Source organism: Nitrospirillum amazonense (assembly GCF_007828035.1).
Taxonomy (GTDB): Bacteria; Pseudomonadota; Alphaproteobacteria; order Azospirillales; family Azospirillaceae; genus Nitrospirillum; species Nitrospirillum amazonense.
In genome coordinates, this window is the sequence record NZ_VITV01000007.1 from 32816 (window position 1) to 51104 (window position 18289).

Sequence of the window (18289 nt, forward strand, 5' to 3'; positions counted from 1 at the left end):
ACGGGAAACCTCAGGGGAACACGGGATCAAACCGGCGACGTGAGGACTTCCCCGCGCCGCCGCAAGATGACGCCGCTGATCGACCATGATCAGCGGCGTCACACATCAGTAGCGGTACTGCGCTGTCAGACCGATGGTGCGGGGGCGATAGCCCTGATCGTAGTACAGCGTGCCGCCGACGCCATCGTGGTTGCGCGCCAGCACATCGGTGGAATTGGTGACGTTGTCGACGAACAGCGACAGGTCCAGGCCCGAGAACCGGGCACCAGCCCGCAGGGACAGATAGTTGGTGGCCCCCAGGGCATAGAGGCCGGCGTCATAGCCGTAGGTGCCCTGGATATTCTGCTGGATGTTCTTGCTGGCGAAGCTGTAGTCGGCACGCAGATAGCCGACGACGTTCTCGTTGACCGGGAGTTCCCCTTCGCCATAGACGTGGCCAGACCACAGCGGCCCACCGATGCGCTGGCCGGCCGCCTTCAGCAGCAGGTTGTTGCCGCCATAGATGTTCTCATCGTAGGTGATGTGGGTATAGCCCAGCTCCGTGCCGAAGGTCAGGCCGTGCATGGGCCGGATGGCGGCGGACAGCTCCGCGCCCTTGCCGGTGGCCTCACCCAGGTTGGAAATGTAGGAGAAGCTGCAGGTCGGCAGGCGGATGGACTGCTGGATGTTCTTCCACTTCAGCAGGTAGCCGCTGGCGTCCAGGCTCACCATGCCGCCGAACAGCTTGTTCTTACTGCCACCCTCATAGGACCAGAGGTTGTCGGATTCATACCCGGTGGGGCTGGAGGTCAGGCCCAGAGTCTTCAGATCGCTGGCGCAGAATTCGCTGGCGACCGCCGCTTGGGCACCGCCGGGACGGAAGCCTTCGGTGGCGGAGGCGTACAGCATGTGGTCCGTATCCAGCTGGTAGGACACGCCGACCTTGGGTGTCCAAGCGCCCTCGTTCTGACCCACCGTCTTGACGGTGCGGACACCGGCATTGGTGGGACCGTCCTTGGTGTCGGTGAAGTCAAACTCATCCAAGGTGTAGCGCACCGCCAGGGTGACCTTCAGGTCCTCCATCGGCTTGATGTCGATGGCGCCATAGCCTGCGTACTGGTGGTCATTGGCGGAAACCAGGTTCACGTAGCTGTAGCGGTTGTCGTACTGTTTGTAGCCGTTGACCAGCACCCCGGGAAAACGGCCCGAGCCTGTGTAGTTGGTGAAGTACTGCCGGGTGCGGGAATAATAGGCACCCACCGTCCAGTCCACATACTTGTTGTCATAAGACTGCGCCCGCAGTTCCTGAGTCAGGTTGCGTTGGTTCAGCGTCAGGTAATCGGCCGTGTTGGATAGGGTCTTGTTGGAATAGCTGCCGAAGGGGTTGCCTGACCGCAGGAAGGAGAAATAGGTGCCATAGTCCAGCGTCTGGTCCTGCTGACGCTCGAAATATGAGGTGTTGGAGATGATGTCGATGTTGTCCCACCGGTACTTCACCGCCAGGGCCGGCATGGTGAAGCGGTCCCGGGTCGGTTCCAGGTTAGCGACACCGGTCTTGTAGTCGGCATCCCCGGTGTTGCCGTAGCCTTCCCAGTAATCATTGCGGGCGTTGGACTTTTCCAACTGATAATAGATGCTGGGCGTGATCGTCAGGTCCTCGATCGGTCGCCAGGAAGCGGCCAAGCGGGCTTCCCGCGTGTCGCTGAAGTTGACGTCCTTGCCGATGACCGTGTTGGTGCCCTGCTTCACCTGGTCGATATAGCCGCCGCTATGCTGGTACCAGGCGCTGGCACGCACCGCCAGGGTGTCGGAAATCGGCCCGCCGACGGCAGAGCCAGCCTCATAGCTGGCGGCGCCGTTGTAGGTGGAGGCCACCTCCGCCCGGGAGTAGATCTCCAGCTTGTCGAAGCTGGGCTGGGGCGTGATGAAGCGCACAGCGCCGCCTTCCGCACTGGCGCCGAACAAGGTGCCCTGCGGCCCGCGCAGCACCTCCACCCGCTCCAGGTCGAACACCTTGGGATAGGGGTTGCCGCCGTAGTAGCCGACGTTGCGGATCTGGATGGGCGTGTCGTCAATATAGATGGCGGTGGTGGCGGAGCCCACGTCCGACGACAAGCCGCGGATGTAGATGTTGGTGCCGTTGTTCGCGGTGACGCCCGCCGACGGTGCGAAGCGAAGGGCGGGTGTCACCCGGGCGATATCGTCGATCTTGCGGATGCCCTCCTGGTCCATCTGGTCCTGGCTCAGGGACGCGACGGACAGCGGAACCTTGCTGATGCTTTCACCGCGACGCTGCGCGGTCACGATGATCTCGGTGAGCCCGTCCGCATCCGACGCCGGCAGAGCCTGGGCCCAGGCCGCCGTGGCGCCAACGACAAGGCCGGCCGGGGCAGCTGACAGAACAAGAAAGGCCAGGCCGGCGCGACGGGCCGGCAAGCGGCGGGTACGTGGATGACGTTCAGACATAAAGAGTCCCCCTTACCTGAAACATTAGTGCCCCCTGCTATTTGTTATGTCGCTTGTGATCCGCGTACCTTGCGGCATGGGACCCTGGACGCGACTGCGGTTATTTCAGCATCCGGCCACCAGGACCGTGATTTTCGCCAGTTCCACTATCGCCCGTTGGCTGTTGGCTGGCGCCGCATGTTCCGACAGCCCTCATCGTCCGGGGAAAACGCGGCCAAGGCCATTGCAAGAACGGAACAGTCCCGTTGCTAAATCCGTGCGACGGCATGCCGTTGTCGGGGGCGCACACCGGCGCTGCGGAACCGGCAACTGAAGGGAGGCCTGTTTCCGATACCCTCTTTTCCCCGTCGCCCTATCATGGTGGGCTGCAGCCGAAAACCGTCGGAGCGAGCATGTCGGATCAGACCACGCTGGTCGTGCGGGCCGGGCACCTTATTCCCTCAGCCGACCAAGCCCCCGCCGGCCCGCATGAGGTGGTCATCGCGGACGGCAAGGTCGTCAGCGTCCGCCCCGTGGACCGTGACCAGCTGACGCCCGATGAGACCCGCCTGTTGCTGATGCCGGCCCTGGCCAACGCCCATGACCATGGCCGTGGCCTCGGTCCCCTGGCCTTTGGCGCGACGGACCAGCCCCTGGAGACCTGGCTGCCCGACCTCGCCCGCCAGCCGCCGCTGGACTTCTACCAGTGCGCCGCCATCGCCCTTTCCCGCATGGCGGAATCCGGTATCGGCGCCGTCAATCACTGCCACAACACGCAAAGCAGCCAGACCTTGCTGGCCGAAGCCGAGGCGGTGTCGCGGGCGGCGCGGAACGTGGGCATCCGGGTGGCCTTCTGCTGGCCCTTCTTCGATGCCAATCCTTTCGTTTACGGGGACCTGGAGCCCCTGGCGGCGCACATGGACGCGGCGGAATTCCAGGCGTTGAAGGACCGGGAGGCCAGCATGCGCGACTGCGCCACCAACCTGGCCCTGATGGATCAGGCACGCGCCTTCGAGCATGCGCTGTTCACCCTGCAGTATCATCCCGTCGGGCCGCAATGGGTCCAGCCCGCAACGCTGACGGCGATCGCCCGCGCGTCGATGGAGGATGGCCGGCGGGTGCATATGCACTTGCTGGAAACACGCCACCAGCGGGCTTGGGCGGACCAGCGCTACCCGGACGGCATCCTCCGCCATTTCGATGCCATCGGCTTGCTCTCCCCGCGCCTGACGGTGGCGCACGGCGTCTGGCTGCGCCCGGATGAGTGCGCCCTGCTGGCTGACCGGGGGGTCACGGTGGTCGTCAACACCTCGTCCAACCTGCGCCTGCGGTCGGGCGTGCCGCCCATGGGCCTGCTGGCGCAAGCCGGTACGCCCCTCGCCTTCGGGCTTGACGGAATGAGCCTCGATGATGACGACGACATGCTGCGGGAGATGCGCCTCGCTTATCATCTGGCGGGCGCGGCGGCGGGCGACGGTGAAGCGCTATCGCCGGCGGATGTGTTGAAAGGCGCCTGGGAAACAGGGCGTCATACCATCCTCGGCAACGATGGTGGCGGCCGCCTGGCGGTGGGGGCCCCCGCGGATATCATGGGCGTCGACTATGCCACCATTGCCCACGACGCCATGACATCCAGGTCAAACGTCCTTTCCCTGTTGATAGGCCGCGCGCAAAAACGCCACGTTCGGCTACTTGTTGTCGGCGGCCGTGCTGTTTTCAGCCGGATGAACGTTTCGACGTCTGGCCAAGACCCATCTATTCTTTACCACAACAGACTATTTCCGACTGATCAGGCCCTCACCGAATCAGAGGAGAGTAAAATAAGAAAATATCAGTCGCTATTGAGGCTATATTACGACATTAAACAAACCCCAAGATGAAAGTGATATTGCGAACCACACCGGAATCTTCCCTGAAGGAACTTAGTGTCAGGTAGATGATCTGGCGCTGATTGGAATTCGTTCTCCCGTCAAATTCTTCAGTGTGACATGCCTTATATGGATGCGGCCTGATCGCGCCGATCCACACTTTGATGTCGCTTATCTAAAGGGATCAAGGCGATCACCTGCTCCAGGCTCGTGTCCTCGGTGCCGGATCATCTGATCATCACCAAGCTTGCATCAGAGCCAATTGATCATTCCAATTAATTGGGCCGCTGCCGGATTGTATGATAGCGGGATAAGATATCGATCCAATCGGAAGCCCTGACTTACAATCACATCATCTGGCGCCGCGCCAAATCGCCGAAAACGCCGCCTTGGGCGATAAGGTCGGCATAGCTGCCGTTTTCCACCAGGCGTCCCTGGTCCATGACGAAGATGCGGTCGGCCTCGATGATGGTGGACAGGCGGTGGGCGATGACCACGCGGGTGGCCCGCAATTCGCGCACGCTTCGCGTCACGATGGCTTGGGTAGCGTTATCCAGGGCGCTGGTGGCCTCATCGAACAGCAGGATGCGCGGCCGGCCGGCAAGGGCCCGCGCGATCATCAGCCGCTGCTTCTGCCCGCCGGAGATCACTCCCGCCCCTTCCGCGATCACCGTGTGCATGCCCATGGGCATGGCGCGGATGTCCTGGTCCAGGCCGGCCAGGCGCGCCGCCTCCCACGCGTCGTCCACCGTCAGGCGGGTGGAGGCGCCGATGATGTTGGAGGAGAGGGGACCCGGGATCAGCTTGCCGTTCTGCAGCACCACGCCCAGTTGCCGGCGCACCGCCCCCAGATCCAGGCCCGCCAAATCCTGGCCGTCGTAATAGATGGCGCCCCCCTGAGGCCGCTCGAACCCCAGCAGAAGGCGGAACAGGGTGGATTTGCCGGACCCGGACGCGCCGACGATGGCCACGAATTCCCCCGGCCGGATGCTGATCGACACGTCGTCTAGGATCAGGGGACCGTCGGCGCTGTAGCGGAAGCTGACATGGCTGATGTCGATGGCGCCCGTGAAGGGCCGCGGGGCGGCCTGCACCCGGTTGGGTTCGGGCATCGCCTGCAGCAGGGGGCGCAGGCGTTCGTACAGGGGGGCCGCGCTCAGCGCATTGGTCAGCGCCATGGTCATGGCCAGGGTGGCGGCGAAGAACTGGCTGAAGGCGGCGTTGAAGGCGGCGAAGGCCCCGGTGCTGAGTGGCGCCGCAGCCTCCACCGCCGCGAACAGGCAGAGCGAGGCCAGGACGACGTAGCCGGCGTTGAACACCTCCAGCCTGTCGCCCAGGCGCTGCACACCGAAGCTGAGCGTCTTCTGCTGGGCGAAGCGCGTCGCCCACAGGGCGAAGGCGCGCTTCTCCGCGCCGTTGGCGCGCAGCTTGGCCATGCCGGTCAGCAATTGGAAAACGCGGGAGGCCAGGTCGCCCTGCACGGCGATCATGCGCCGCTCCAGCCGCAGGCGCAGCAGGTTGATGCCCACCGCCGCCGCCATGGCGATACCGGCCAGCAGGGCCACCAACAGGCCCAGGCGCCAATCGATGGTGAAGAGGAAGGCGAAGCTGGCCAGGCTGAAGATCCAGCTTATCAGGGCCGACTGGGCGCTTTCGCTGATGCTGTGCAGGATCTGCGTGGCGCCGAAGATGCGCTGCGTCAGATCGCCCGCGGCGTAAGTCCGGAAGAAGGGGGCCGGCAGGCGCAGCACGCGCTGCATCACCGCCGCCTGGACACCGATGGCCGCCCGCGCGTCGACCCGCAAAAGCGCGATGGCCCGTGTCAGCTCAAAGGCGCTGACGCCCAGGGTGGCGGTCAGCAACAGCAGGATGAACTGTCCCAGGCGTCCCGGCCCCCCCGCCGGGATGACGGTGTTGATCAGGGCGCCGGTGGCCACGGGCACGCCCAGGCCCAGCACGCCGCCCAACGCGCCCAGCAGCAGCAGGCGGGCGATGTCGCGGCCGCTGCCGCGTAAGGCGAAACGCGCAAGGCTCCACAGCGTGATCCGCTCATCCGGCAGGGGCCGGTAGAAGACGAAGGCCTGGGTCTCCAGCCCGGCCGCCTGCCGGGCATCCAGCCGTACCCGCGTCCCGGCGGCGGGGTCCCAAAGCCACAGCCCGTCGCCGCGCGCGGCCGGCAGCAGCGCCACGGGCGCGCCGTCCTTGCGGAAGGCCAGCAGGGGCATGGCGCCGTCCCGCCACCAGTCGCGGCCGGTCAGGGCAACGACACGCCAGGCGGCACCGGCCTGGCGGGCCAGGCTTTCCAGGCGCTGGATGGGGGCATCGGCGGCGGAGGCCGACACGGCCGGGGTGATGCCGGCGGCGCGGAAGACCTGCCGGCAGGCATCGACCAGGGCGTCGCCCGTGCCCAGCAGTACGGCGGAATCCGCCGCCTGCCCGGCCAGCACCTGGGCCAGATCACCGATGGACGAGGCGAACATGCGGCCGTCGGCTCGGGCCTTGTCCTGTAGCCGTTGATCGAGGGAGTTATCGGTCATTGGTCGGTCGCGATCAGGGTGCTGTAACGGCCGCCCAGGGCCATGAGCGCGTCATGGCTGCCCCGTTCGGCGATGCGCCCGCGATCCATGACGATGATCTCGTCACAGTCGCGGATGGTGGACAGGCGGTGGGCTACGATGAGACAGGCGCAGCCACGGCGGCGCAGATTGCCGTCGATGGCCTTCTCGGTCAGTGCATCCAGGGCGGACGTCGCCTCATCCAGTACCAGCACGCGCGGCCGCCCGGCCAGGGCGCGCGCAATCTCCAGCCGCTGGCGCTCTCCGCCGCTGAAGTTGGCCCCCGCCTCCTCCACCGGCGCGTCATAGCCGCCGGTCCGGGCCACGATGACATCGTGGATGGCCGCATCACGGGCGGCGCTGACCATTTCCTCCGGCGGCAGGGTGCCGTCCCACAGGCTGAGGTTGTCGCGGATGGTGCCGGCGAACAGGTAGACGTCCTGGTCGACGCTGCCCAAGGTGGCGTGCAGCCGGTCGCGGGCGATCTGGTCGCGTGGAATGCCGTCCAGCAGCACCTGCCCCTCCCATGGTTTCAACACGCCGGTGACCAGGCGGGCCACGGTGGACTTGCCGCTGCCCGAGCCGCCCACCAGGGCGACGCGGCGGCCGGGTTCCAGCGTCAGGCTGAAATCCTCGATCAAAGGCGCCTCCAGCCGGCTGTAGCCGAAGCGCAGGTTGCGCAGCTCCAGCCGCCCGGCCAACGCCCCCCCCTCGGACGCCCCGCCCTCCGGCACGCCGTCCCCAGACCCGTCAACGGCGGCGGGGAAGTTGAGGACATCGTCCAGGCGGGCCATATCTCCTTGCGCCTCCTGCAGCTTGCCGGCCAGGCCCATCAGGTTGGTCACCGGCTGGGTGAAGCTGGCCATCAGGCCCTGGAAGGCGACCAGCATGCCGATGGACATGCGCCCGTCGATCACCCGCAGGCCCCCCAGGCCCAGGATGGCGACGGAAACCAGCGCGTTCAGCAGGTTGGGCAGCACGGCCAGCAGGCGGGTGTTCAGCTCCAGCCGCTGCTCGCCATTGATGACCTTGGCCAGATGGCCGGACCAGCGCGCGAAGAAATCCCCCTCGCCGCCCGTGGCCTTCAGGGTCTCGATGGTCTCGACGCCCCCCATGGTGACGGCCATCAGCTTGCCCCGGTCCTGCAGCAGCCGCAGATTGTCATCCCGCCGCTTGCGCGCGATGGCCCTGAGGACCACCAGGTTCAGCGCCGTGATGGCGATGCCGGCCAGGGTCAGGCCCACGTCGTAGGTGGCCATGATGGCGGCGTAGAACAGGACGGACAGGACGTTGACGGCGTTGGTGGCGAGGTCGCCCGCCAGCAGATGGGCCACGCGGTCGTTGGCGGTCACGCGTACGCTGATGTCGCCGACATAGCGCTGGTTGAAGAATTCGATGGGCAGGCGCAGCACATGCCAGAAAAAGCTGGCGGAGGATTGCAGCGACAGCCGCATCTCCAGGCGCAATAGTTGCGACTGCTGCAGGGCGGTCAGCCCCATGCGCAGCAGCGCCGTGACCAGCATGCCCAGCAACAGCGGCGGCAACCAGCCATCCAGGCGCTTGATCAGGATCTCATCGATGAACACCTGGGTGAACACCGGCAGCGCCAGGCCCGGCAGCACCAGGGCCAGGGTGGCGATGACGACGAAGGCGAAGGCGGCACGCACGCCGTGCAAACGGCTGGCCAGCGCCCTGGCCAGGCTGGGCTCGTTGCCGCCCTTCTGGAAATCGGGCCCCGGCGCCATGGACAGGGTGACGCCGGTGTAGCCGTCGCTGAATTCCGCGTCCGTCACCGTGCGGGGGCCGGTGGCCGGGTCGTTGATGTGGACCACGCCCTTGCCGAACCCCTCCACCACCAGGAAGTGGTTGAAGTTCCAGAAGACGATGGCGGGCATGGGCGCCTGGCGCAACTGCCCGATGTCATAGCGCTTGCCGCCGGCGGTCAGGCCGTAGGCGCGGGCGGCCTTGACCACGTTGCTGGCCTTGCTGCCGTCGCGGGAGACGCCGCAGGCGGCACGCAACTCCTCCAGCGACACGTGGCGGCCGTAATGGGCCAGCAGGATGGCCAGGCTGGCGGCGCCGCACTCCACCGCCTCCATCTGCAGGATGGTGGGGGTGCGCAGCCGGCGCTTGAAGGGAAGACCGGCCATCAGTCGCGCACCCGGCTGGGCGAGGACTTGTCCAGGAAGGGGAATAGCAGGGCGATGGGTCGGCGGCTTTCCAGCACGAAGCTGCCACTGCACAGCGTGCCGCTGCTGATCTCCAGCTCGTCGCCGGCGGGGGAGGACCAGCGGTAGCCGCTTTGCGACCGCGTATCGGGCACCAGATCGACCTCCACGGCGATGGGGGGCCCCTCCGGCGCCAGTTCGTCCACCAGGGCGGGGTTGGGCAGCAGGGCCAGCATGCCGGCCTGCGTCGCCGGATATTTCGATACCGAGCGCACCCGGCCGATGAGATAGCCGTCGCGCTCCCTCAGGCTGGTGACGGGGGAGATTTCCGTGGTCATGCCCGGCCGCAGCAGCTTGGCGTTGCTGGAGGGCGGCAGGTACAGCACGGCGCGCAGCGGGGACTCCCCGTATTCCATGCTGACGATGGGGTCGCCGGGCTTCACGGCGTGGCCGTTGGTGGCCATGACCTCCACCACCTCGCCGTCATGGTCGCTGATCACCCGGTGGTCCAGCGCCGCCTCGAAGCGCAAGCGGTCCAGTTCCTGCTGCGCCTGGGCGCGGGTCTCACCAGCACCCGGCCCGGTGGCGGTGGCCAGGGTGCGCACATAGGCCTCGGCGGAGGCGATCTGCTGCGCCAACGCCGGGTCGATGATACGGCCCAGAACCTGGCCCTTGGCGATGTGCTGGCCGGGGCTGAGATGCTCCATGTCGGCCACCACACCGTCGACCACCGCCACGACGTTGAAGGTGCCGCCGTCATGGATCAGCACACCGCGCCCCATCATACGCGATGGCAGGGTGCCAAAAACGGCCCAGGCCAGGATCGCCGCCAGCAGGACGGCGGACGCCCACAGCGCGATCCAGGCGCGCGCCGGCGTCACCTGGACCAACTGGTTCAGCTGTTCCGGGGAGGACAGGCCGTCCAGGGCCGCCTTGCGGAAAATCGGATTACTCATGCCCCCAATGCCCCCATCAGCGCCCCATCACATGAAAATCGGGATGGGATTCAAGTCACTCTCGGCCAACGGCCGCTCCAGCCAGCCCAGGCGCACCGGCACGTCGTAAAGCCGCCCCGGCGCGAAACGCGCCCAGTAATGGCGCAGGCCCGGCACCACCACCTTCACCACCGGCAGGCCCACGTCGGCCCGCGTCTGGTCCAGCACCAGCATCTCGAGCCCGGCACGGTCGAGGATGGACAGGCAATGGTCGATGTCGGCCAGGAAACCACCGGTGTGCTGCACCGGAAAATCCGCCAGCCGTACGGGCGCTCGGGTCCCGTCGGCGGCCAGATAGGGCTGGTTCGCCACCGTGGCGCCGGTCAGCCAAGCCACCGTGTCCGGCTCCTCCAGCTCGGCATCCTGGCCATCATCGGCCAGGCCCAGCAATTGGTTCATTTCGGCGAAGGCGCGCTGCAGGGCGATGCGGGCGTCCAGGTGGCAGCCCATGCCCATCAGGATGCGCTCGGCCGGTGTTCCCACTTGCCGGGACAGGGCCACGAACACGGGGATGCCCAGGTCGGTGGTCAGGTCCAGGGCCCACACTTCCCGCCCGTAGCGGTCGCGGTAATGGTCGCGCAGCTGGGTCAGGTAGGGATCACCGAAGCCGTCGACCGCCACCGCCGGGCGCGCCAGGCGGTTGTACCACCAGATGGCGACGGCATCGCGCTCCACCAACTCGAAAAAGCCTTGCAGGATGGCCTCTTCCCGCGTGTTGCCGGCGGCACTGCCGTTGGAACAGCCGACGGCGTAAAAGTCCGGCGCGTCGCGGCCCCGGACGTTGTAGTACAGCAGCTGCGTGGGCAAGTGGCGGTGCCGCTGCCGGGTCAGCGACCAGACGGGCGTCCAGTCGATCACCGCGTCGTCCGGCAGCGGATGAGGCGTAACGTTGAAGGCCGATCCCTTGGCGTTTTGCGCCACGCGGTCGGCGAACTGGGCGTCGCTGTAGTGCATCACGGCGTTGGGGTGGATGGCCTGGCCCACATCCCAATCCCGCCAGGCCCGGGGGATGCGCACCTCCCCGCCCGACAGCTCGCCGCTGTACCGCTCAATGGCCTCGCACAGGGCACTGGCCTTGGCCTGGGCTTCCGACACCCCTTTGCCGGAGGCGTTGCTGCGCAAATTGCGCTTCAGGTCGTTCAGGCTTTCCATGGGGCGGGCGGCGTTGGTGCCCGCGGTGTAGACATGGGTCAGGCCCTCGCCCGCCGGCCCGGCCCGCTCCAACGCGCGCACCACGCCGGTGATGGGACTGACCAGGTGCGCGTAGGTGGCCAGGGTCGTCTCAGGCGCGACGCTGCGGTGCCCGCCGTCGGCGCGGAAGGCGGCCGTGCCCATGCGCAATTCCAGGGGACGGGCCACCGGCACCGGGGCCTTGCCGCAGGCGGGGCAGGCCGGATTGCGCGCCAGGACGTGGGCCTGCTGCGCGAGGGTGGTCAGGTCCAGGCTCAGCACCCGTCCCGTCAGGCCGCAGGGCGCGCCGGCCAGGATCAGGGCGGCCGCCGCCACCGCGTTCTGGCAGGTCGCGGCATGGACGGCGGGCAGCAACGCCCGAACCGGCCGTGGGGCCTCCCGCCCCTGCTGGTCGGCGGCCAGGCGGAACAGGGCGCGGTTGCGGGCCAGGCGCCGCTGCAGACAGCACCAGCATCCCGTCTGATGTGGGACGAAATGCGGGCCCAGCCATTGCTCCCGCCCGCCCGTACGCAGCAGCAGCCAGGGCCGGCCGCTGGCCAGGGCGGCGGCGTTGATGGTCGCCAATTCCGGATGCAGGTAGTCGTCGGCCGCGACGATCCACAGATCTGCCCCATCGGCCGTCCCCTCCTGCAGGCCGGCCGCCACCAGGGCGGCGCGCAGGGGGTCGGCATCCACCGGTCCCACCGCGATCACCGCCACGCGCCGGGCCGCCAGGGCATGGCGCGCGGCCGGCGCGTCCACGCCGACCGCGTGCCAATAGGCCGCCTCCGCCCCCGTCTGATCCGGGGCCGCCTCCACCAGATGCCCTGCCCGCTCCAGCAATCCCAGCACGTAGTAGACGCGGGCCGCGTCCACCCGTCCGGCCAGCGCGTCGACGATGGCGTCGGTAGTGTGCCGGCCGTCCAGCAAGGGCACGATCCCCTCGTATACGGCGCCGTGCAGCGCCCTGCCGCCGTCTTCCGACAGCAGCAGGACGCCTTCGCCCGGGAAAACCGTCGCCTGGAGATGCGCCTTGAGGAGGGGAATTCTCAACATCGGATCCGCAACGCCGCGCTGTTGGATACGCTCAGATGCACCGCCGGGTGGGATTGCCGGGGGGCTTGGGCTTCACCACGGCGGGACCGCCGCAGGAGAAGGCGAAGCGCCCGCCGGCGACGGCGTCCAGATCGGTGTCGCTGATATCCGTGGGCTTGGCCGGCAGAACCAGGGTGTAGGCAGTGTCGGTGTTTTCCACCACGCGGAATGTCACCCCGGCGGGCATCGCCACCCCCTCCGCCGCCAGCACGGCCGCCGGGTCGGCCAGCAGCCGCGCCTTATAGGTGTCGTCGCTCCAGGCCTTGGCAACGATCTTGCCGTAGGCCTTGGCATTGTCATCGGTCTGCATGCTCTTCTTCCCTTCTCTTATGTCGTGATGGTCAGGCGCAGGCCAGCGCCGGTGTCGGCTGCATAAGCTCGGCCAACAGGTCGCGCATGGCGTCATCGCCGGGATAATCGTCGCCCCCGCCCATGACGCGCGCGGTGTTGAACGCCTCCCGCGCGATGATGGCCCGGTCCCACGCATCCAGGCTGGCAATGAACTCCAGGCTTTCGTCGACATGGCCGATGTCGCTGCCCACGGCGCTGTGCACCCGCAGGCACCGGGTGGCGAAGACGCCGGCCGGCAAGGCGGCCTCCACCTCGGCGATGACCTCGGCGGTCACGTTCAGGCTAGTGCGTTCCAGGACATAGGCGTAGCCCAGCACGGCGATGGGTTCCGGGGATTCCGCCAATTCCCGGTGCCGTTCGGCCAGGGCCATCGCCGTGCGGGGGCGCAGGCGTTCCACGAAGGTCGCCGCTGGCAGGCCCAGGGCCTCCATGTCCAGCCAGGCCAGGGTGTCGTGCCCCGTCTCCTCCTCCGCCACGTGGCGACAGTGGGCGGCAACGGCGAGCTGGCCCCGCTCCTCCAGCCGGTCGGCCGCGCGGCGCATGGCGCCCGGCGTGACGCCCGTGGTGCGCCAGCCGGCGGCCAGGCCGTGGACGTAGCGCAGGAACACGTCGCGCTGGGCGGAGGACGGACGCGGCCCGGCGGCGGCTGCCACAGCGGCGGAGAAGCCGGCATACATGGCACCGGACATCAATTGCCGCGTCGACCGTGCCGAGCCCTGCGCCGACAGGGCGTCGGCCGGGCCGGCCTGCCATGGCGGCAGACGGTGCAAGCGGAACCGCTCGTCGGAGGCTTCCAGATACAGGCCGCCGGGCAACGACAGGCTTTCGGAAAAGTCACTCATGGTCGGGTCCCCTCACACGAAGATGGGAATGGGGTTGAGTTCGGCCTCGGTCAGCGGCCGGTCCAGCCAGCCCATGCGCACGGGCACGTCGTACAGCCGGCCCGGGGCGTAGCGCGCCCAGAAGTGGCGCAGGCCGGGGACGACCACCTTGACCACCGGCAGGCCCAGTTCCGCCCGCGTCTGGTCCAAAACCAGCATCTCCAGGCCGGCGCGATCCAGGATGGACAGGCAGTGGTTGATGTCGGCCAGGAAGTCGCCGCTGTGCTGCACGGGGAATTCCTCATACCGCACCGGCGCCTGGGCCGGGTCGGGCGCCAGATAGGGCTGGTTCGCCACCGTGGCCGTCTGCAGCCAGTGCAGCGTCTCCGGATCCTCGATCTTGCCCTCCACCTCGGCGGTGGCCAGGCCCAGCATCTGGTTCATCTCGGCATAGGCGCGCTGCAGGGCGATGCGGGCGTCCAGGTGGCAGCCCAGGCCGAACAGGATGCGTTCCTGCGGGGCGTCGACCTCACGGGACAGGGCCACGAACACCGGGATGCCCAGGTCCGACGTCAGGTCCAGCGCCCAGGTCTCCCGCCCATGCTTTTCCCGGTAATGCCGGGCGATGCGCGGCAGGTAGGGATCATTGAAGGTGTCGGTCGCGACACCCCGGCGGCGCAGGCGGTTGTACCACCACAGCGCGGTGGCATCGCGCTCCACCAGTTCGAAGAAGCCTTGCAGCAGCGCCTCCTCCCGGGTGTTGCCGGCGGCGTTGCCGTTGGAACAGCCCATGGCGTAGAAGTCCGGACCGCTGCGCCCACCGTCGACCCCGTAATAGACCAGCTGCGTCGGCAGGTGCTTGAACCGCTTCTCGGTCAGCGACCACAGGGGCGTCCAGTCCACGGCGTGATCATCGGGCAGCGGAAGGGGCGTGACGTTGAAGACCGATTGCTTGGCGTTTTGCGCCTCACGGTCGGCGAACTGGGCCTCGCTGTAGCCCATGATCGCGTTGGGGTGGATGGCCTCCCCCTCGGGCCAGTCGCGCCAGGCCCGGCGCACCCGCACCTCATCGCCCGCGATCTCGCCGCTGCTGCGCTCCAGCGCCTCGCATAGGGCGCTGACCTTGGCCTGCGCCTCTGACACGCCCTTGCCGGCGCTGCTGCTGCGCAGGCTGCGCTTCAAGTCGCGCAAGCTGCCGATGGGCCGGGCGGCGTTGGAACCCGCGACATAGACATGGGCCAGCGTCTCATCCGGCGGCGTCGCCGGCTGCAACATATTGACCACCCCAGTGATGGGGCTGACCAGGTGCTGGTAGGCCGCCAGCGTCGCTTGTGGCGGCACGCTGCGGTGCCCGCCGTCGGACTGGAAGGCCGCCCGCGCGGTGCCCAATTCCAGTGGCCGCGCCACCGGTTCCGCCGGCGTGCCGCAGGCGGGGCAGAGCGGGTTGGGCGTCAGGACGTGGATTTGCTGGGTATGAGTCACCCAGTCACGGCCGACCACCTGGCCCTTCAGGGTGCTGGGCAGGCCCGCCAGGATCAATGCCGCCTCCAGCGCCACGGCGTGGCAGGTGGCGGCCAGGGTGACGGGCAGGCCGACGGGCGGCACCAGCGGACCCTGCACGTCCAGCTTGGCGGCGGCGAAGCGGTGGGTGGCGCGGTTGCGCGTCAGCCGCCGCTGCAGGCATTCCCAGCAGGCCGTGGCGCCGGGTTCGAAATAGGGGCCCAGCCACTGCTCCCGCCCACCGGCGCGCGCCAGCACCCAGGGCCGTTCCGCCGTCAGCGCCCGGCTATTGATGTCCCGCAACTCCGGCCGCAGATAGTCGTCGGCCAGCACGATCCACAGGTCGGCCATCTCGGGTGTTTCTTCCGCCAAGCCCGCCGTCGCCAGCGCCGCCCGCAGGGGGGCCGCGTCCACGCCGCCGACCGTCATGAGCGCCACGCGGCGAGTGGCGTGCGCATCCTGAACCGCCCGGGCGTCGGCGCTCGCGGCCTGCCAGAAGCCGGCCACGGACGGGGCGAGATCGGGTGCCGGCGCCGCCAGATGACCCTGTTCCTCCATCCGGGCCAGGGCGAAGTAGGCGCGCGCGGCGTCCACCTGCCCCGCCAGGGCGTCGGCGATGTCGTCGGCCGTGCGATGTCCATCGATCAGGGGCACGATCTTTTCATACGCGGCGCCGTGCAGCACCTTGGCGCCGTCCTCGGTCAGCATCAAGACGCCTTCGCCGGGGATGACGGCCGCGCGCAGGTGCGCCTTCAGGGCGGGAGTTTTCAACATGGATAGGGTGCCGCGTTCGTCTGGGTGGGGATGGGTCAGAACATCGGCGCGCAGGCCGAGTGGGCCGCCAGGTCGAAGCCGCCGGACACCACGTCCAGTTCCTCATCGCTGAGGTCGGCCGGCCGGGCCGGCAGCACCAGCGTGCAGACGGTGGCGGTGTTCTCCGCCACGGTGACGGCCATGCCCGCCGGGATGTCCACCCCCTCGCCCCGCAGGACGGCCACGGGGTCGGCCTTAAGACGGGCCTTGAAGGCGTCGTCAGCCCAGGCCCTGGCGACGACACGGCCATAGGCTTTGGCTTTTTCCTCATGCGTCATGGCGCAATTCCTCTCGCGGTCAGGGGTTGAATGGCTATGCAGCCCGGTCAGATGGCGCAGTTGGCGCAACACAGGCACCAGTTGGCGCAGTAGGAGGGGTCGCCCCCGCCCACGACGCGGCCCAATTCCTCTTCGGTCAGGTCCACGGGCTTGGCCGGCAGCACCAGGGTCCGGACGGCGTCCGTATCCACCGCCACCCGGACGGTGACGCTGGCGGGCAGATCGCCCCCCTCCTCCCGCAGCACCGCCTCCGGATCGGCCAGCAGGCGCGCCTTGAAGGCGTCGTCAGCCCAGGCCTTTGCGACGATCCGGCCGGTGACGGCGGCGTTCCCCTGGTTCATCCCTTCCCTCATGGCCATTGCATGAAGCTGTCGTAACAGACGGCGGACAGGGCGCCGGCCGTGCCCTCCAGCACGTCCTCGGCCAAATCCCAGGGCCGCATCGGCAACACCAGGGTCTGAACGGTGGCAGTGTCCTGCAGCACCTGGACGAGGGCGCCGACCGACAGGTCGATGCCCTCCTGCCTCAAGACCGCCGCAGGATCGGCCAGCAGCCGCGCCCGATAGGCCTCGTCCCCCCAAGCCTTGGTGATGATGTCGTCGATCGCCGCGTCGCTTTCCGCCTCCGTCATGGCGGCATCAAAAGGTCGAGCCGCAAGGGATGACGCACAGGATGGCGCCGGCGGCGGTGCTGTCCAAATCCTCGTCCGACAGGTCGGTGGGCCGGGCCGGCAGCACCAGGGTGTAGGCGGTGCCGCTGTTCTCCACCACGTTCAGGGTGACGCCGGCCGGCACCTCCACCCCCTCGGCCTTCAGCACCGCCGCCGGGTCGGCCAGCAGGCGCGCCTTGAAACCCTCGTCGGTCCAGGCCTTGGCGATGATGCGGCCGCCGACCTTGGCGTTCTCTTCGTTCAGCATTTCCTCTTCCTTTTCGGAATGTCACAGCATGGGGGGGCCCCCGTGGCGGCATGCACCGCCACCGGACGTCTCTATCGGGGCCTTAAAACATGCTCAGGCACGCAACGCAGAAAGCGCCGCCCCCCGAGGCACCGTTCAGGTCATCATCCGACATGTCCGCCGGCCGCGCCGGCAGCACCAGGGTCTGGACGGCGGCGGTATCCTCCACCACCTTGAAGGTGATGCCCGCCGGCAAGTCGGCGCCCTCGGCGGTCAACACGGCGGCGGGGTCGGCCAGCAGGCGGGCCTTGTAGCCCTCATCGGCCCACGCCTTAGCGATGATCTTGCCGGTGATTTTCAGGTTTTCTTCGTTCGTCATGTCACTGTTCCTTTCATGATCCGGCATCGGCCGGACTTTAGAGGGTGAAGCACCAGCCGAAGCCGCCGCCGACGCCGTCCAGTTGATCGTCGGACAGGTCGGTGGGCGGAGCCGGCAGGATGAGGTTGAGATGCGTGGCGGTGTTCTCCACCACGCTGATGGTCACGCCCGCCGGGAAGTCGACGCCTTCGGCCGTCAGCACGGCGGCGGGATCGGCCAGCAGCCGGGCCCTGAAACGATCGTCGGACCAGGCTTTGGCGATGATCTGGTTTAGAGTGTTCGCGCTCAGCATCGCGCCCTTTCCCCCATGCTTCTTGGGCCGGCATTCTTTCAAAGAGTGATCGGACGAAGGGCGCCCCGGGACATTTAGGAGATGCCCGAACCAAAGGGGTCAGAAGGTGTACAGCTTGGGCGGAACCCCCGGCCCGGGGACCGGCCGGCCGCCGGCCAGGTCGCCGAGATCCTCGTCCGACAATTCCGACGGCCGGGCCGGTAGCACCAGGGTCTGGACGCCGGCGCCATCCTCCACGATCTGGAAGGTGACGCCTTCCGGGAGGTCCAGGCCCTCGGCCTTCAGCACTGCGGCCGGATCGGCCAGCAGGCGGGCCTTGAAGCCGTCATCGACCCAAGCCTTCGCGATGATCTTGCCGGTGATCTTCGCCGTCTCTTCGTTCATCATGTCTTGGTTTCCTTATATCTCAAGGACCGCACCGGCACATGCAGCGGGGCCAAGGCGTTCCGCCGGCGATGCCCGCCAGGTCGTCGTCGGACAAATCCGCCGGCCGGGGCGGCAGCACCAGGGTTTGGACGGTGTCCGTATCCTCGACCAAGGTCAGGCGGACGCCGGGCGGCACCGCCACCCCTTCGGCCGCCAGCGTGCCGGCCGGGTCGGCCAGCAGGCGCGCCTTGAAGGCGGCATCGGCCCATGCCTTGGCGATGACCTTGCCGTATGCCTTATCAGTGTTCCCCGACATCT

The 18289-nt window shown here is 67.9% G+C and carries 17 protein-coding genes; 1 reads left to right on the forward strand and 16 read right to left on the reverse strand.

Features of this window, described 5'->3' with window-relative positions; genetic code table 11:
* Positions 1–105 precede the first annotated feature (105 nt).
* The gene (locus FBZ87_RS19130) at positions 106–2445 is read right to left on the reverse strand and encodes a TonB-dependent receptor (RefSeq protein ID WP_145612200.1); all 2340 of its coding nucleotides are present in this window, start codon (positions 2443–2445) and stop codon (positions 106–108) included.
* A gap of 266 nt (positions 2446–2711) precedes the next feature.
* On the opposite strand from FBZ87_RS19130, the gene FBZ87_RS19135 reads away from it, so the two are divergent.
* Entirely contained in the window at positions 2712–4304 is a 1593-nt protein-coding gene (locus FBZ87_RS19135) for an amidohydrolase family protein (protein WP_145612201.1), read from the forward strand.
* Positions 4305–4639: 335 nt separating this feature from the next.
* On the opposite strand, the gene FBZ87_RS19140 is transcribed toward FBZ87_RS19135, so the two are convergent.
* From FBZ87_RS19140 to FBZ87_RS19210, 15 genes are all read right to left on the reverse strand, one after another.
* Positions 4640–6829 (reverse strand): NHLP bacteriocin export ABC transporter permease/ATPase subunit, encoded by a 2190-nt coding sequence (locus FBZ87_RS19140; RefSeq protein WP_145612202.1) that lies wholly within the window; start codon positions 6827–6829, stop codon positions 4640–4642.
* Positions 6826–8997 carry an NHLP family bacteriocin export ABC transporter peptidase/permease/ATPase subunit gene (locus FBZ87_RS19145; protein ID WP_145612203.1) on the reverse strand — a complete coding sequence of 724 codons (2172 nt, stop codon included), beginning with the start codon at positions 8995–8997 and terminating at the stop codon, positions 6826–6828. Before FBZ87_RS19145 ends, FBZ87_RS19140 begins: the two co-directional genes overlap by 4 nt.
* A complete protein-coding gene (locus tag FBZ87_RS19150) occupies positions 8997–9971 on the reverse strand; it encodes an NHLP bacteriocin system secretion protein (RefSeq protein WP_145612204.1) in 975 nt (324 codons plus the stop codon). Before FBZ87_RS19150 ends, FBZ87_RS19145 begins: the two co-directional genes overlap by 1 nt.
* Positions 9972–9998: 27 nt before the next feature.
* Positions 9999–12236: a TOMM precursor leader peptide-binding protein gene (locus FBZ87_RS19155; protein WP_145612205.1), complete on the reverse strand. Its 2238-nt coding sequence runs from the start codon at positions 12234–12236 to the stop codon at positions 9999–10001.
* A gap of 31 nt (positions 12237–12267) precedes the next feature.
* A complete protein-coding gene (locus FBZ87_RS19160) occupies positions 12268–12585 on the reverse strand; it encodes an NHLP leader peptide family RiPP precursor (RefSeq protein ID WP_145612206.1) in 318 nt (105 codons plus the stop codon).
* Between the two features lie 31 nt (positions 12586–12616).
* On the reverse strand, positions 12617–13468 hold the full coding sequence (locus FBZ87_RS19165) for a hypothetical protein (protein WP_145612207.1): 852 nt from the start codon (positions 13466–13468) through the stop codon (positions 12617–12619).
* A 12-nt stretch (positions 13469–13480) separates the two neighbouring features.
* Positions 13481–15721, reverse strand: coding sequence for a TOMM precursor leader peptide-binding protein (locus FBZ87_RS19170; RefSeq protein ID WP_145612208.1), 2241 nt, complete (start codon positions 15719–15721; stop codon positions 13481–13483).
* Between the two features lie 35 nt (positions 15722–15756).
* Positions 15757–16038 carry an NHLP leader peptide family RiPP precursor gene (locus FBZ87_RS19175; RefSeq protein ID WP_145612209.1) on the reverse strand — a complete coding sequence of 94 codons (282 nt, stop codon included), beginning with the start codon at positions 16036–16038 and terminating at the stop codon, positions 15757–15759.
* 47 nt (positions 16039–16085) lie between these two features.
* Positions 16086–16379, reverse strand: coding sequence for an NHLP leader peptide family RiPP precursor (locus FBZ87_RS19180; RefSeq protein ID WP_145612210.1), 294 nt, complete (start codon positions 16377–16379; stop codon positions 16086–16088).
* 8 nt (positions 16380–16387) lie between these two features.
* Positions 16388–16669 carry an NHLP leader peptide family RiPP precursor gene (locus FBZ87_RS19185; protein ID WP_145612211.1) on the reverse strand — a complete coding sequence of 94 codons (282 nt, stop codon included), beginning with the start codon at positions 16667–16669 and terminating at the stop codon, positions 16388–16390.
* Positions 16670–16676: 7 nt separating this feature from the next.
* Positions 16677–16955, reverse strand: coding sequence for an NHLP leader peptide family RiPP precursor (locus FBZ87_RS19190; protein WP_145612212.1), 279 nt, complete (start codon positions 16953–16955; stop codon positions 16677–16679).
* A gap of 82 nt (positions 16956–17037) precedes the next feature.
* The gene (locus tag FBZ87_RS19195) at positions 17038–17313 is read right to left on the reverse strand and encodes an NHLP leader peptide family RiPP precursor (protein WP_145612213.1); all 276 of its coding nucleotides are present in this window, start codon (positions 17311–17313) and stop codon (positions 17038–17040) included.
* Positions 17314–17350: 37 nt separating this feature from the next.
* On the reverse strand, positions 17351–17605 hold the full coding sequence (locus FBZ87_RS19200) for an NHLP leader peptide family RiPP precursor (RefSeq protein WP_145612214.1): 255 nt from the start codon (positions 17603–17605) through the stop codon (positions 17351–17353).
* Between the two features lie 99 nt (positions 17606–17704).
* A complete protein-coding gene (locus FBZ87_RS19205) occupies positions 17705–17992 on the reverse strand; it encodes an NHLP leader peptide family RiPP precursor (protein ID WP_145612215.1) in 288 nt (95 codons plus the stop codon).
* 19 nt (positions 17993–18011) lie between these two features.
* On the reverse strand, positions 18012–18287 hold the full coding sequence (locus FBZ87_RS19210) for an NHLP leader peptide family RiPP precursor (RefSeq protein WP_145612216.1): 276 nt from the start codon (positions 18285–18287) through the stop codon (positions 18012–18014).
* Positions 18288–18289: the final 2 nt, after the last annotated feature.

Coding starts and splice junctions, on each gene's coding strand:
- FBZ87_RS19130 (WP_145612200.1), bottom strand. CDS start 2,445: ATGTCTGAACGTCATCCACGTACCCGCCGCTTGCCGGCCCGTCGCGCC.
- FBZ87_RS19135 (WP_145612201.1), top strand. CDS start 2,712: ATGCCGTTGTCGGGGGCGCACACCGGCGCTGCGGAACCGGCAACTGAA.
- FBZ87_RS19140 (WP_145612202.1), bottom strand. CDS start 6,829: ATGACCGATAACTCCCTCGATCAACGGCTACAGGACAAGGCCCGAGCC.
- FBZ87_RS19145 (WP_145612203.1), bottom strand. CDS start 8,997: ATGGCCGGTCTTCCCTTCAAGCGCCGGCTGCGCACCCCCACCATCCTG.
- FBZ87_RS19150 (WP_145612204.1), bottom strand. CDS start 9,971: ATGAGTAATCCGATTTTCCGCAAGGCGGCCCTGGACGGCCTGTCCTCC.
- FBZ87_RS19155 (WP_145612205.1), bottom strand. CDS start 12,236: ATGTTGAGAATTCCCCTCCTCAAGGCGCATCTCCAGGCGACGGTTTTC.
- FBZ87_RS19160 (WP_145612206.1), bottom strand. CDS start 12,585: ATGCAGACCGATGACAATGCCAAGGCCTACGGCAAGATCGTTGCCAAG.
- FBZ87_RS19165 (WP_145612207.1), bottom strand. CDS start 13,468: ATGAGTGACTTTTCCGAAAGCCTGTCGTTGCCCGGCGGCCTGTATCTG.
- FBZ87_RS19170 (WP_145612208.1), bottom strand. CDS start 15,721: ATGTTGAAAACTCCCGCCCTGAAGGCGCACCTGCGCGCGGCCGTCATC.
- FBZ87_RS19175 (WP_145612209.1), bottom strand. CDS start 16,038: ATGACGCATGAGGAAAAAGCCAAAGCCTATGGCCGTGTCGTCGCCAGG.
- FBZ87_RS19180 (WP_145612210.1), bottom strand. CDS start 16,379: ATGAACCAGGGGAACGCCGCCGTCACCGGCCGGATCGTCGCAAAGGCC.
- FBZ87_RS19185 (WP_145612211.1), bottom strand. CDS start 16,669: ATGACGGAGGCGGAAAGCGACGCGGCGATCGACGACATCATCACCAAG.
- FBZ87_RS19190 (WP_145612212.1), bottom strand. CDS start 16,955: ATGCTGAACGAAGAGAACGCCAAGGTCGGCGGCCGCATCATCGCCAAG.
- FBZ87_RS19195 (WP_145612213.1), bottom strand. CDS start 17,313: ATGACGAACGAAGAAAACCTGAAAATCACCGGCAAGATCATCGCTAAG.
- FBZ87_RS19200 (WP_145612214.1), bottom strand. CDS start 17,605: ATGCTGAGCGCGAACACTCTAAACCAGATCATCGCCAAAGCCTGGTCC.
- FBZ87_RS19205 (WP_145612215.1), bottom strand. CDS start 17,992: ATGATGAACGAAGAGACGGCGAAGATCACCGGCAAGATCATCGCGAAG.
- FBZ87_RS19210 (WP_145612216.1), bottom strand. CDS start 18,287: ATGTCGGGGAACACTGATAAGGCATACGGCAAGGTCATCGCCAAGGCA.